This window comes from Persicobacter psychrovividus, assembly GCF_036492425.1.
Taxonomy (GTDB): Bacteria; Bacteroidota; Bacteroidia; order Cytophagales; family Cyclobacteriaceae; genus Persicobacter; species Persicobacter psychrovividus.
In genome coordinates this window covers 102,522-116,558 of the sequence record NZ_AP025296.1, presented here as the reverse complement: position 1 = coordinate 116,558, position 14,037 = coordinate 102,522, and the positions used below count along the sequence as shown (strand labels likewise).

The window sequence follows — 14,037 nt, the reverse complement described above, 5'->3', positions numbered from 1 at the left end:
TTCGGTCAACAGGAATCAAAATACGCAGTAAAAATATCCCAAAAGGGAATATCCAGCATATTGACCGTGGCATTCATTACATTATACACTCCTCATTGTAGGTGAAATTTGCATGATCCCTTAGAATAAAATCAATGAAAAGTTAAATTTTATGAATTACCCTGCTTTTTTTGAAAGCGCGATTAATCAATAAATTTCCAATAAAATAAGATGATCAATACCGTACACAACACTATCTATAATTATTCAAAATTAATAGTTGTTTAGCCTACATTATATACCATAAAGTATGTCAATTCTTACGAAAAAATTAATGGACAACTGAAAGGCATCACTCGACTGAGCACTGATATTGATTGGAGAAAAAATGAAACATCAGGATAAAAAATGCTCAAAATGGCTCAATAGGGTACTTTTGTAATATTTTGGAGGTAGAAGATTTTTTTCATGAAGACATTGGCACGATGCGAAGTTGCTGCTGAAATTTTTTGGGAGAGCAGCCCGTATTTCTTTTGAATACCCGATTGAAATAGGACAAACTGTTGAAGCCGCAATCAAAGCAAACATCCTTCATATTTACTTCCGGATTTTTTAGGAGCAACTTCGCTTTTTGGACTCTTTCTTCCATAATAAAAGCAGTTGGCGACATCGCCATTTCATTCCTGAAAACCCGGTGAAAATTTGACTCGCTCATGCACACCTCGTTGGCCAGCATTTTAACATTTAAAGGTTTGTCAATATTTTCACGGATAAAGCTGATAACATAAGAAAGCCGATGACCGGAAAAATGGGCGGGGGAATCGATATATGCCTTTTTCGTCTGCGTCTGTAAAATCCTTATAATCAACTCCTGAATCATCATGTCCACGAAGGTATCTTTGCAGGCATGTTGTTCAGTGGCTAAAAACATGATGCGCTGGATAATCTGCTGAATAGCGCTATCATTTGTAAAATGAAAACCAACATCGGCGAATTCCCACTCGCCATCCGCTTTCATTTTGTGTTCATTTAAATAATTAACGGCGACATTAATTTTTTGCTCGGCAATCGCCATCGCCAAACACTGTGTGGGGTTTGTGGGATTGGCTTCCAGAAAATCGATGTACATGGGTTCGTCGGCAGGTAAAATTAAGGACTCTCCCGGAATAAAATCAAAACAGGAACGGTCCTGCAAATGCATCAATTTTTTGCCGCGCAACATACTGGCTAATATGGGGTCGTGAAAGTTGAGCAGTACTTTTTCAGCTTCCTGATAGGTTTCAAAAACATGCAGCTCAACATTCTCAAAACAATAAGAAGTTTGATTCTCTACCAATGATTCGAGGCGTCTCCCACTCAGTAGCGCGTCCGTTAAGTTTCTCATCATAAAAAATAGTGGTTTATTTAAATTACTTATTTTTAACCACTTAACCAACACGGAAAGCCACCAACTTTTTTAAGCTACACAAAGGGAGTTTCCATACTCTTTGATCGAATAGTGCCGGTTTTTGGCTGAATAGTTCAAAAATTTATCCTTCCAAAAATTTTAACTTGATTAAAGACAAACAATAGGCGACACCTATCGCCACCATTTTTCAAACTAAAACCCAAATTATGAGCAATGTAGCAACAAGTGCCAGCCGCACTTACGAGAAACCAACTTTTAAAAATCAGTATGAAAATTTTATAGGTGGCCAATGGCTTGCCCCTGCTGATGGGCAGTATTTCGAAAATCGATCACCAGTAGATGGGCAGGTATTTACAAAGGTGGCGAGGTCGTCGGAAGCTGATGTGAACAAGGCGGTCGATGCTGCTTGGGAAGCCGCTCCGCAGTGGAACAATAGTTCTGCCACAGAACGGAGCAATATTTTGCTCAAAATTGCCGACCTCATGGAAGCCAATGCCGAGAAGCTCGCAAAAGTGGAAACGTGGGACAACGGTAAGGCGGTACGAGAAACCCTGGCTGCTGATATTCCCCTTGCCATCGATCATTTCCGCTACTTTGCAGGAGTGATCCGGGCGGAAGAAGGAACAGCCACTGAGATCGACGCTTCAACTGTTTCCCTCAATATTCTCGAACCTCTGGGAGTTGTGGCGCAAATTATCCCCTGGAATTTCCCCATCCTGATGGCCGTATGGAAATTGGCACCGGCCCTTGCAGCAGGAAATTGTGTGATTTTAAAACCTGCGGAACAAACCCCAGTGGGTATATTGGTTTTTGTTGAATTAATTCAGCATCTATTGCCCAAAGGTGTGCTTAACATTGTGAATGGTTTCGGTCTTGAGGCCGGCAAGCCATTGGCCTGCTGTTCGCGCGTCAATAAAGTGGCATTCACCGGGGAAACCACCACGGGGCAGGCCATTATGGAATATGCCTCAAAAAATATTACTCCTGTTACCCTTGAGCTCGGCGGAAAATCTCCCAATGTGTTCTTCAGCAGTATTATGGAGGCCGACGATGAATTTTTTGATAAATGTATTGAAGGCGCCGTCATGTTTGCCCTCAATCAGGGAGAGGTATGTACCTGCCCTTCGAGAATTCTGGTACAGGAGAATATCTATGATGCATTTATTGAGCGGGTGATTGAACGCACCAAAGCCATAAAAATTGGACATCCGCTCGATCCTGAAACCATGATGGGCGCACAGGCTTCTGAGGAACAGTATCATAAAATTCTTTCCTACCTTGACCTGGCAAAAGAGGAAGGCTGTGAAATTTTAACCGGTGGTGGACCTGCAATTCAGCAGGGCCTTGAGGGCGGCTTTTATATTCAGCCTACCATCCTGAAAGGCAATAATAAGATGCGCGTATTTCAGGAGGAAATTTTCGGCCCCGTGGTTTGCGTAACCACTTTTAAGGATGAAGCCGAAGCGATAGCAATTGCCAACGATACGGCCTATGGGCTGGGCGCTGGGGTCTGGACACGCGACACCCACCAGGCCTACCAAATTTCCAGAGCCATAAAGGCAGGTCGTGTATGGGTCAATTGTTATCATGCCTACCCTGCACACGCGCCTTTTGGTGGCTATAAAAAATCGGGAATTGGCCGTGAAACCCATAAAATGATGCTCAACCATTACCGACAGGTGAAGAATATGCTCATTTCCTATGACAAGCAAGCCACTGGCCTGTTTTAAAATCAAAATCCAAAAAACACCTTCCGCATGATCGCCGAAGGTGTTTTTACTTTTAAGGTCTATTGCCACAAAAACAGGTTTGGTCTTTGCTCATTAATTCGCCCATTAAAAGATTGGCTGGATGTTCAAACTGAAATCCTTCTCCTTGGCCGCCTCAACACTTCAGTCATGAGCTTTCCGCGCCTTATGCCAATCGGCAGTTTCCCTCTACTCTTCGACCTAAAAAAATCAGAGCACTCTCTTCCTATCGACGATTTCCTTTGCTGACATTCTATCCCAAAACGCGAATTTTGGTACATTTTACCGCAGGAATATAGGGTAATTTCCTTTTGCCCGCTTTTATAAATGCGTGTTTAATTGCAATGCGAATTTTTCGGGCGTAAAGCGTCGATTAGGCCGTGTTCAAAACTTAAAATTCGCAACGAAAAATTAGCGCATTGTAGAAGTAATCAATGATTCAAAATCAATTGCGATAATCCGAATTTGCAGAAGAATGATCAATTTTTAAACACGCACCATATTAAATCAATCAATATGCTATCAGGCAAAGGCTGAGCAGTCCAATTTCAGTAAAACGTTCCGGACAGCGATAGTCAACGATCAGGAGCAAATGATGACCGTTATATCATTTGGTTCACCCGCACCTGAGGAATATTGTTGTATTACTCTTCACTTACCTTTTTTTAAGCTAATGAAATACTTTTTTCTGAGTCTGTGCCTAAGCGTCTGTGTTTATTCAGCGAAAGCACAGCAATGGCGCAATGATGCCGAAGCAAAAATTGAAAAACACCGAAAAGCATCGCTTAAAATTCAGGCGGAAAACATCCCCTCCTCTGGGGATTACAGCATTCAAATCCGCCAAAAAAAGCAGGCCTTTCGCTGGGGATCAACGGCCAATATCAAGCAGATTCAAAAACTTACAGCACAAGGCGCTGCCCTTGGTGCCGACCACCCTTACTACCATCATCTGCTGAATTTCAACTCGATTACCGTTGAAAATACAGGAAAATGGATTGCATGGAATAAACCTGCCCGCCGAGAAACTTATCGGGAACTTCGGCAATGGCTCAGGAATAACCAGGTAGACAACAGGGGGCATGGCACGATCTGGGAAAGCACGAAATACAATGCGGTACCGAAAACGCTGTTGCAGATGACTGATACTGCCGATATCCGCCGTCAAATTTATGCACATATTGATAATCAGTTGGAAGCCCTGGCAGATGACGTTTATGAGCTCGACCTGGTCAATGAACCTGTGCATGAGGACAAAATTGTGAAAGATATTCTGAAGGTGGAAAATTTTGCCCAAGAGCGTGCCAACTGGTACAATTATGCCAAGGCAAAAGCACCAAATTTACCATTGGTGATCAACGAGTTTCACCTGATCCAAAACGGTAATGACTTCCACCTGGAATTCGGTAAATACCTCCAGGAGTTTTTAGCGGCCAAAGGCACCGTAGATGTGATCGGAATGCAGGGGCATTTTTATGGCCCGATGCCCGATGCACAGGAAATTCAACGCAGAATCGACGAAGTTTCCCTTCATGGTATTCCCATGCATGTTACTGAATTCGACATGGCCGACAGCTCGTATACGGCAATGGAGCGGGTGCTTTACCTCTGTTTTGCGGAACCACTCATGACCGGATTTACCCTTTGGGGTGCCTGGGATGGTAACCAATGGAGGGACAGTGGGGCAATTTATAAAGCCAACTGGGACCTGAAAGAAAGTGGAAAAGCCTATTATGATCTGGTGCATGGCCAATGGCGCACCGACCTGACTTATGTACCAGCAGGTACTGCCGACTCCTTTTCCGTATTTAAGGGCGATTATGATATTATCGTTACCCATCAGGGTAAATCCAAAATTTATCCGGTAAAGCAGCTTCTTGATGATACCGAGCTCAGGGTTGACTTTGCTGATGTTCATCTCAAAAGCCCAACAATCAATTTTACTTCTGATTTCCCCGATTACCGTGCCCCCCATACACCGTTGCAAGTGGTTGCCAAAGGCAAATCTCAGGACCCTATAAAAACCATACAGCTATTGGTGAATGGCTACCCCGTGGCCAGGCGTCAGTTTGAAAAAGCCAACAGCAAACAACAGGTAGAATTCACTTGGGCCGGCTGCATTACAGGAGAAAACCGACTGCAGCTTGAAATAACTACCGAGCAGGGACTTGTGCAGCGGTCAGCAATAAAAACCATTATGGGCTATGCAGAACACAGAACAGCCCATCAATCAGGTCCGATAAACCCCTGATAAGGTATTGATTTTGGAGTAGAAAACTCACTTTTAATCATGCGCAAAAGAAAAGGCCTGCCGAAGAAGAAAAATACAATTTCTATCGGCAGGCCATTTTATTTAAAAAGCATTTATCTTGCGTAAATCTGAAGGCGGATAACCATAGTGTTTTTTAAACACCCGACTCATGTGCGCCACATGACTGAAGCCCATATCTTCGGCAATATCGCTTAGGGTATCTGCAGAATGCTGCACTTTCCTGCGCACTTCCTCAATCTTCTGCAAGTTGTAAAATTTAAGCACTGGATGCTTAAAAATACTTTTAAACAAGCGGTTGAGCTTTGACACACTCATGCCATGCTCCATGCTGAGTTCTTCAAGCCGCGGAGCATGATCCATGCGCAAAAGAATCTGATTTTTGATGGTAATAATTTTATTGAAGTCATCCGGATGAATCCTGTCCGGTGTTCCCTCTGCAGCATCCAGCTGAAATTTTTCCTTAATAGCACCCAGAATATCAATCGATCGGGAAAAAGGGGTTGAATAACGCCCATTTCCTGTCTTTCCGGCCATAAACATGGTTTTCACGTACTCCTCAACCTCGTGATCCAGCGGAAAATAATAGATCCATGGAATATTGTCTCTGGTCATTTGCTCCTTCAATCCGAAGTCCTTATCCAGGCCAAACATATTGTACAAACGCCTCGGGTACTTGATCGTCAGCCAGCGTGCTTTAACACCCGCCGGGTATTCAATTTCAAATTGCTGATTCGAACTGTACATAAAGATGCCGTTACTGTCAAAATCATTCCCTCCCTCAAGGTTTAAAATCACTCCGGAAAACCCCACACGGACAAAAATATATTCACTGTCAATTTTTGGAGCATGGAAAAAATGGCAAACATTAATCGTTTCCATTTCACATAACTCTACAAAAATATCATCCATGTACTTATAACTTTTGACATTGAGTTTGATTTGTGCTGAATCGACATGAAGCTCCCTCCCATCCCAATCGCCCTGTAACTCATCGGCCAATTTTTTCAAGTTGATTTCGGAATCTATTTGACTGAATCTAATCGTTAATGCTGTTGTTTTTTGAGGGGACTGATGTGTTGACATGGATGGGCGAAAATGCTTATCAAAAATATTTTACCCCAAAATTAACAATATAATCAAGATGCCCAATTATCCGTGCCCTGTTTAATATTCATCAAAAGAAAATCAGTTCATTGATAAGGGGATTCTAAACGGTACAAATCAACTTGATAAATATAATTATTTTTATATCAAAAATGAATCATCAAACGATGAAATACAATGGACTGACGTAAATATCGGCCTTAATCATCCTTAAAGCGGGTTTTATGCCGGTAATTGCCCCAATTACTCTTTTGACGATAACATGCAAATTCTTGCATTGAACGTGCAAACAAGAAACCACCGGAATCATGCACCTTTGTAAGGTCGGAAGGCGGGAGATACAAAATAAAACAGAGGATCATTTTTTCCCGATTCCCAATACTCATCCAAAAAATACATGAAGCATGAATCTATCTACAATCAAATTTAATAAGCTTTTGCGCGGTGGTTTCTTTCTGCTGACCGCCCTGTTACTGAGCATGCCGGCCATGGCCCAGGAGGAAGCTGCGGAGTCGCAAGACAACGATGAAGAGCGAATTGCCAAGGAGCTGGCCAACCCGAACACTACGCTCGGAACTTTCGCCGTTCCCATAGATTTTATTCAATACAGCGGTACCCTCAATGGGGCCAATCAGCAGTTTGGTGTGGTGGCCAATTTTCAGCCGAGCCTCCCGATTCCGTTGTCGCCGGGACTTAACCTTTTCGTGCGTCCGCTTATTCCATTGGTGATCAGTCAGCCGATTTATGGCGATGGAGGCTTCGAGCAAAAAGGGGTTAACCTTGGGAATATCAGTGCTGATATCGCCATCGGGAAAACCTGGCCGTCAAAAACGATTACCATTGCCGGGGTGTTTGGGGGCTTCCCTACGGCTACGGATGAGCAACTCCGTTCGAAATTCACCACCATGGGGCCTGAGTTTATGGTCGCACAGATTTTCAAATGGGGGGTTGCCGGTGTGATGATCAACCACGCCTGGAGTTTGAATACCCTCGATCCTGTGGAAGCCACTCAGATGGGCATGCATTCGCCGCTGAATATGGGCTTGGCCATGAGCGCCGGAATGGGTAGCCCAATGTTGCCTGCCTCGATGAACGGCGAGCGGGCGAGCATCACTGCGGGTCAGTATTTCTACACGGTAAACCTGAAAAATGGATGGCAAATTCAGGGGCAACCCACCTTTGCCTACAACCACAATGGAGCGAAGGGCAGCCGCCTGACCCTGCCGGTCGGAACGGGGGTCAACAAGGTAACACGCATTGGCAAGATGCCGATCCGACTGAGTGTGCAGTACTGGCACTATGTGGCCGCGCCGGAAGGTTTTGGCCCGAAAGGACAAATCAGATTCCAGATTGCACCAGTAATTCCATTGCCCTGGTAATTTAATTTCGAACATCTATCACGATCAATAATGTCAAATATTTTCAAACTTGCCCTGAGCTTATTGCTGCTGTTTGGTTTGCAGCAAAATGTGGCCGCGCAAAATAACTTCCACAACCTCAGGGGTTCCGAGGAAGACAGCGTGATGACGACCAACTTCCCTGGTGCATGGAAATTGCCCGGTACGGATATGTACATGAAATTTGGCGGGTATTTCCGTCTGGATGCCATTTACGACCTCACCGGGGCAGGAAGCCGGAATCAGTTGCTCATGGGGCAGATACCCGTACACGGAACGCCTGCAGCCAATGCCGGGCCGTTCTTCAATATGCACCTTCGTGAAACCCGTTTCAACTTTGATATCCGCAGGAAAACAAGCCTGGGCAAGGACCTGAAATTTTTCATGGAGTTTGATTTCTTCGATGAGTCTTTGCATGCCGGGGTGCCGCGTTTGCGTCATGCTTTTGTGAAATACGGCAACCTGCTGATCGGACAAACCTGGACCAACCTTTCGGATCTACGGGTTTTCCCTTTCATCATGGATTTCTCGGCAGGTGATGCCCTGTTCGGCGGACGGTCGATGCAGGTGCGCTACGAGCAGAATTTCTACAAAACCTGGCAGTATGGTGTGGCACTCGAAATGCCGAGCCTGGGTGGTATTTACAACCCCTATGAGCTCGCCGGAGAAACCATGCCGGTGATGCCACTGCTCTCTGCCCGCATTACCAACAACAAAAAAGATGGCAGCATGATGATGTTCGGCGGACAAATGCAGCAGGTCAGATGGTATGGTCTCAAAGAGGGACCCAACGCCACAGCGATAGGTTATGGGCTGGTTTTCAATGGCCGGCAGATGATCACGGACCGCCTTTTTGGTACCTGGCACGCGGCTTATAATAAAGGACTCACCAATCAGATTCTTATTTTCGGCGGAACGGATCAGGGGGCAGTACTGAACCCTGACGGTACTCTCGACACCGAAGAAGCCATTACTTTGGCCCTTGGTGGCGGATACAAAATCACGCAGAAAGTATCGGCAAATGTGGCGGTGGCCTACCTGAAAAGGGGCGAGCTTGCGGAACGTGAGGAGCCGACGCTGAACACCGGACTGATGGGGCACGCCAACCTGATCTGGAATATTGACAAGCAAACCACCACCGGTGTGGAATACGGATGGGGAAATGTGGCCAATCTGGACGGCGCCAAAGGACATGCCTCCCGCTGGCAGGTGATGATTAAATATGCCTTCTGATCAAATGTTAATGCGATCAGTTTGTTGCGAGATTAAGTCATGAGCAAGTCATGGAACCGGGTCATGATTAAGTCACGAGACGGAGTCTCGCGACAGATGATTCAATTTATGGAGGCGATAGTAAGTTTTATAGCTGCCCATTTGAAAAATTGAATAGCCTTTTTCAGGGCAATAAATAATAAAAAATCTGTTTGCCGATTTTATGCAAAAGCTTGAACTGAACATGCAAACAAACTACCAGAGAAAGCTTGCATATTTGTAAGGTCATCAGGGGATAACGACAATCGCTTATCTCCTGGGAATAAAAAAAATACATCGATCAAAACAATAAAAATATGAAAATCAAACATCTTCTTCTATCCGCCTTCGTGTTGCTGACCAGCGCCAAGGCATCTTTCGCCCAGGATGGCGAGCTGAAAAACTTCACTTCCATGCAGATGCAGGGCATTGAGCAGATTACCGTTGATGTTGATCTTGATGGAGCCGTGGACCGACTGTCGAAAGCCGTGCAGTTCAAGACCATCTCCAATCAGGACCGTGAGGATTTTGATACCCAGGCATTTGATGATTACCATGCATTTATCAAGGAATCTTATCCGAATGTGCACAAGCATCTGAAAAGGGAACTGCTCGGTAACCCGCGCCCTTACAGCTTGCTTTACACCTGGGAAGGCAGCGACCCAAGTCTGGAGCCGGCATTGTTTTACGCCCATCAGGATGTTGTTCCTGTGCCGGAAGACTCAAGGGATCAGTGGAAAGAAGACCCTTTCTCGGGTGCAGTGAAAGACGGCTATATCTGGGGACGTGGGGTGCTGGATGATAAAAACCAGATTCACGCCATTCTTGAGGCCGCAGAAATGAGATTGAAAGAAGGATGGCAGCCAACACGAACCATGTATTTTGTTTTCGGACAGGATGAAGAAGTGGGCGGAAATGAAGGCGCCAAACATATTGCTGATGTGCTGGAGCAGCGGGGCATCAAAAGATTTGCTTATGTAATGGATGAGTCTGCACCACTGACACCAGGAATTTTCCCGGGCATTAAAGACAATACGGCTTTGATCGGTATTGCTCAAAAAGGGTTTATCAGTCTTGAGCTGGAAATCAACGGTATCGGTGGGCACTCTTCTATGCCACCGGAAGAATCCAACATTGGTATTTTGGCCACAGCCATCACCAAGCTTGAGGAAGCACAGTTCCCTTACAAAATTCACCCTGCCGTACGTCACCAGTACCGTTATATGGGACCGGAACTTGATGAAAAGAAACAGCCACTTTATGCAGCGGTAGCTTTTGGGAAAGACGGTGAAGTAACGCCAATGGAAGAGGAGTTTATCGATGAAATGTCCAAAAATGAAGTTACAAGAGCGATGCTTCATACCACCATTGCCACCACAATGTTCAATGCCGGAATCAAAGACAACGTATTGCCGCCTACGGCCACTGCTGTGGTGAACTTCCGCCCGATGCCAGGCGACACCCCAGAGGTGATCATTGAACACATCAGAAAAGCCATCAAAGATGACCGCATCACCATCCGTGATATTTCGGCATCCACACCGGCAACAAACATTGCCGACCCTACCGGTAAAGGATATGAAGCCCTTGAAAAAACCATCCGTCAGATCTGGGGTAATGACTTGATCGTATCACCATTCTTTGTGGTCGGCGGATCAGACTCAAAACACTTCCAGGCCAAAGATTTTGCCCCCGATGTATATACCATCACGGCGATTCAGCTTGAATCAACCACCGAGTTCAAAGGTTTCCACGGTGTAAATGAGCGTATCCTTGTAGATGAATATGCCAAATCCATCGGCTTCTTCTACCAGATTTTCAACAACCTCGAAGTTTTGGAAAACCACCTGTAAACACCAGAAACAAAAGATCATAATCACCACACTACTTAAACAGTAGACACTTACCACACCCCACGAAGGCCGCACCAATAGGTGTGGCCTTTTTTAATGCTATAAACTTTAAAAAAATGAAGAAAAGTATGTAAAAAGGAGCAATTGTACTCAATCAAGGTAAATCGCACGAAAATGCCCCCTAATAATTGATTTTTTGCATTTAAATAGGTCTATTTTTTAATAATGATAAATTAGATGCCTTTTTTTGCGCTTTTTTTGCCGTATCTGTTGCATCTTTCAAAAAAAAGTACGACCTTTAAAATGTGGAAAGGGAACAACGGTTACTTTGAAACACATTTTTTTGGTTGTTGACCATGTAGTTGTTAATGACAGTTTATTTTTTTTCAGTATATATTTTTTTGTTTGACTGAAGAGCGATTTTTTTTACATAACGTTTTATTTAAATCATTTTAAATGGTTAAAATCAATACTATTATAAAGCAGTCCTTTTAGGACTGCTTTTTTTTGTACCTGAATCATTGGCCATATTTAATTGCGGAGGGAAAATTCATTTTCCTTAGCAAACCTACAACTACCGCAAATAGCCGTTTGCCCGAATTTGTTTATGTATTTCGATAATATCTTCGGGAATTTCTGCCATCAGCAACCAGTTGACATCCAGCCCGTGGTGAATGCTGGTCCGCATTAGTTTATCACTGCTGCTTATCAGGCTACCGAGCGCCATCAATTGCTCATTAAAATCGAGTTGATAATCATCGTGCAGACTTTTTATCAGACATAAAATTTTGTACGTCCGCGCAACGATATATATGCACAGCTTGGAAACCCTGCTCGGGGAAAACCCTTCTATATGCACTAAATTGCCATTTAAGCTTTCTGTGAGCATCACCAAATTCAGTCGTATTTCACCGTATTTGTCTTTGGTTTGCTTCACATGATCGGTAATCATACCGCTGATATCCCGCATCCCCATCATTAAATAGCCGGGGCTGTAAAAAGAATCCGTTTCATAAGCGACCTTTTTGATCACCATCGCTTCGACCTCGGAACGAGCCTCCTCAACAGTGTCGGTGCTGACCAACTCAAAATACAACCGCTTCATCAGCATGGGATCCTTGCGCAACAAACGTAGGATTAATTTGTCTTTCTCTTTTTGTGGAAGATTGCGCAGCGCTTCCTTAAATTCATGGTCTATTTTCATTTTCTAAATCTTCAAATATCGGGAGATTTCATCAGCAAAAAGTCATTTCCACTGGTGAATACGACAACAACAATTTGGCACAGCAAGTGCTTTTATTTACTGCTGAACTTATTGAAGTGGCTGCCAATTACAATATCTTATATATTTGAAAATGATCCAAATATCAATAGCCATCAAAAAAGGCTGCCCAAAATGAGCAGCCGTAAAAGTCTGTTATTCAATATCGCGAACACAGCGGACATAGTTGAATACATACCGAACATCCCCTTGTGGGCCAAAATACTGAGGATAATCGGCCAAAGAACCACTTTTGGGATCGCTACGCTGGCAGCCGGCACCATGCACATCCATCAACTGACCGTGCATCTGCCCCTGTCCCTCGCCAAAAGCAATGTACACTGCTGAGGCATATGGATTCACGCCATCCAAATGTGTGGTGCTCGTCCAAAAGAAAGGATAATGACCACTGTTACCTTCTGGATCAGTGATGGACGAAATTTCGAAGATAGGGTCAATAGCTGCGGAGGCTGAAGTCTGTGGTGATCGGGAATAATCTACAATACTTTGCAACTCCTTGGCGTTGGGAAGGCGCCAGTTGTCATGCCCTGCAAGCGTAAGAGATTCCGCATAAGCCAGCGCCTGCTCCCAATCTCGCCCCTGTCCATCATCTGCCTGTTGCCACATTAATCCAGTAGCTAAATCACTGACCGTCCCATCGCCATTATCAACCAACTGATTTTTTCCATAGTCAGGATTCGACCGCACCAGCCTGACATACATTTTGTTTTCCTCTCCTGTCGCTTTCGATTTCAGTGGATATCCCTTGATTCTCCCATCTACAAAATTAACCCCAAAGATGGTTTCATCGCCATTCATTGTTTTGCCTACGTACTGATTCGATGACCACGTCTGTGCATCAATTTCACGCTCTCCAATTTCGGTATCGCCTAATGGCTGATCAAAATAATCCGTATCAATAAAAGGGGTAATAGCATGCTGCCCAGAAACCATCCCATCAAACAGCATCAGGGAATACAACTCCTTCAGCGTTGGCACCCGCCAATCCTGATACCCCCCAAGTGAGGCATTTTCAGCAAAAGTAAAGGCCTCTGTGAAAGTCATTTTCGCTCCCATTGATTTTGCCCACATCAGTCCAGTAACCCGATCACTGACCGTCCCATCCCCATTGTTGGTATATGTTGGCGAATGCCCCTGATAGTGCGCATCCTGACCATAAAATGGTGCCCCAAACGATATTTCACTTACAAGATCGAGGTCAGTATAAAAATCTGTAATACGAGTATCAACGATAGGGTAACTCACCTTGATTTCAGGCGTGGGAACATCTGGTTCTTCAGGGACCACAATGGTATTACTTTGACAGGCAAATAAAATAAATAAGCTGGCGGTAAAAAAAACTGGCATCTTTAACATAGCGGTTAAATTAAATGGTTGATTTAACCTTTAGATGCTAATACACCACCATGGTTTAACGGCCTTCCTAAATTTATAGCAATAAAAACAGCCTCTTGCCTTGGTCTACTGAATCACCCTAACTCCAAACTGCTCCGACCGCAACAACAAAGCTGTTCTGCCTTTTGAGTGGGGAGCATTTACGTCGTGATCTAAAAAATACTTATCAAAAGCCATGCTTAACGAATAAATCCACGGGTATAAATGTCTTAAATCAGCATTGAGTTAGTCATTAAAAATAACGTCCCTACAGGATAACCACTTAACTTTTCACCCTTCCAAATGGCGCCGATCAGCAGGCGCCTTTTCTCGGATTCAAATGCGGAAATTTATTGGAAACATAAACATTTA

Annotated in this window: 10 protein-coding genes; 6 read left to right on the top strand and 4 right to left on the bottom strand. The window is 44.3% G+C overall.

What is annotated here, in order from left to right:
* Positions 1 to 445: 445 nt before the first annotated feature.
* Positions 446 to 1,366, bottom strand: a complete 921-nt coding sequence (locus AABK40_RS20750) for an AraC family transcriptional regulator (RefSeq protein WP_338399184.1) — start codon at positions 1,364 to 1,366, stop codon at positions 446 to 448.
* A gap of 227 nt (positions 1,367 to 1,593) precedes the next feature.
* Between AABK40_RS20750 and AABK40_RS20745 the strand changes: the two genes are divergently transcribed.
* The 3 genes from AABK40_RS20745 to AABK40_RS20735 all read left to right on the top strand — a co-directional run bounded on the left by AABK40_RS20745 (position 1,594) and on the right by AABK40_RS20735 (position 5,383).
* A complete protein-coding gene (locus tag AABK40_RS20745) occupies positions 1,594 to 3,117 on the top strand; it encodes an aldehyde dehydrogenase family protein (protein ID WP_338399183.1) in 1,524 nt (507 codons plus the stop codon).
* A gap of 27 nt (positions 3,118 to 3,144) precedes the next feature.
* The gene (locus tag AABK40_RS20740; RefSeq protein WP_338399182.1) at positions 3,145 to 3,384 is read left to right on the top strand and encodes a hypothetical protein; all 240 of its coding nucleotides are present in this window, start codon (positions 3,145 to 3,147) and stop codon (positions 3,382 to 3,384) included.
* Between the two features lie 424 nt (positions 3,385 to 3,808).
* Positions 3,809 to 5,383 (top strand): endo-1,4-beta-xylanase, encoded by a 1,575-nt coding sequence (locus AABK40_RS20735; protein ID WP_338399181.1) that lies wholly within the window; start codon positions 3,809 to 3,811, stop codon positions 5,381 to 5,383.
* A gap of 102 nt (positions 5,384 to 5,485) precedes the next feature.
* Here the strand turns inward: AABK40_RS20735 and AABK40_RS20730 are convergent, their stop codons facing one another.
* Positions 5,486 to 6,487, bottom strand: a complete 1,002-nt coding sequence (locus AABK40_RS20730) for a helix-turn-helix domain-containing protein (RefSeq protein ID WP_338399180.1) — start codon at positions 6,485 to 6,487, stop codon at positions 5,486 to 5,488.
* Between the two features lie 425 nt (positions 6,488 to 6,912).
* Between AABK40_RS20730 and AABK40_RS20725 the strand changes: the two genes are divergently transcribed.
* The 3 genes from AABK40_RS20725 to AABK40_RS20715 all read left to right on the top strand — a co-directional run bounded on the left by AABK40_RS20725 (position 6,913) and on the right by AABK40_RS20715 (position 11,009).
* The gene (locus AABK40_RS20725) at positions 6,913 to 7,887 is read left to right on the top strand and encodes a hypothetical protein (protein ID WP_338399179.1); all 975 of its coding nucleotides are present in this window, start codon (positions 6,913 to 6,915) and stop codon (positions 7,885 to 7,887) included.
* 30 nt (positions 7,888 to 7,917) lie between these two features.
* Positions 7,918 to 9,138, top strand: a complete 1,221-nt coding sequence (locus AABK40_RS20720; RefSeq protein ID WP_338399178.1) for a DcaP family trimeric outer membrane transporter — start codon at positions 7,918 to 7,920, stop codon at positions 9,136 to 9,138.
* 335 nt (positions 9,139 to 9,473) lie between these two features.
* The gene (locus AABK40_RS20715; protein WP_338399177.1) at positions 9,474 to 11,009 is read left to right on the top strand and encodes a M20 family peptidase; all 1,536 of its coding nucleotides are present in this window, start codon (positions 9,474 to 9,476) and stop codon (positions 11,007 to 11,009) included.
* Positions 11,010 to 11,583: 574 nt separating this feature from the next.
* On the opposite strand, the gene AABK40_RS20710 is transcribed toward AABK40_RS20715, so the two are convergent.
* Entirely contained in the window at positions 11,584 to 12,213 is a 630-nt protein-coding gene (locus tag AABK40_RS20710) for a hypothetical protein (RefSeq protein WP_338399176.1), read from the bottom strand.
* Positions 12,214 to 12,426: 213 nt separating this feature from the next.
* Entirely contained in the window at positions 12,427 to 13,638 is a 1,212-nt protein-coding gene (locus tag AABK40_RS20705) for an Lcl C-terminal domain-containing protein (RefSeq protein WP_338399175.1), read from the bottom strand.
* Between the last annotated feature and the right edge of the window lie 399 nt (positions 13,639 to 14,037).

Coding starts and splice junctions, on each gene's coding strand:
- AABK40_RS20750 (WP_338399184.1), bottom strand. CDS start 1,366: ATGATGAGAAACTTAACGGACGCGCTACTGAGTGGGAGACGCCTCGAA.
- AABK40_RS20745 (WP_338399183.1), top strand. CDS start 1,594: ATGAGCAATGTAGCAACAAGTGCCAGCCGCACTTACGAGAAACCAACT.
- AABK40_RS20740 (WP_338399182.1), top strand. CDS start 3,145: ATGATCGCCGAAGGTGTTTTTACTTTTAAGGTCTATTGCCACAAAAAC.
- AABK40_RS20735 (WP_338399181.1), top strand. CDS start 3,809: ATGAAATACTTTTTTCTGAGTCTGTGCCTAAGCGTCTGTGTTTATTCA.
- AABK40_RS20730 (WP_338399180.1), bottom strand. CDS start 6,487: ATGTCAACACATCAGTCCCCTCAAAAAACAACAGCATTAACGATTAGA.
- AABK40_RS20725 (WP_338399179.1), top strand. CDS start 6,913: ATGAATCTATCTACAATCAAATTTAATAAGCTTTTGCGCGGTGGTTTC.
- AABK40_RS20720 (WP_338399178.1), top strand. CDS start 7,918: ATGTCAAATATTTTCAAACTTGCCCTGAGCTTATTGCTGCTGTTTGGT.
- AABK40_RS20715 (WP_338399177.1), top strand. CDS start 9,474: ATGAAAATCAAACATCTTCTTCTATCCGCCTTCGTGTTGCTGACCAGC.
- AABK40_RS20710 (WP_338399176.1), bottom strand. CDS start 12,213: ATGAAAATAGACCATGAATTTAAGGAAGCGCTGCGCAATCTTCCACAA.
- AABK40_RS20705 (WP_338399175.1), bottom strand. CDS start 13,638: ATGCCAGTTTTTTTTACCGCCAGCTTATTTATTTTATTTGCCTGTCAA.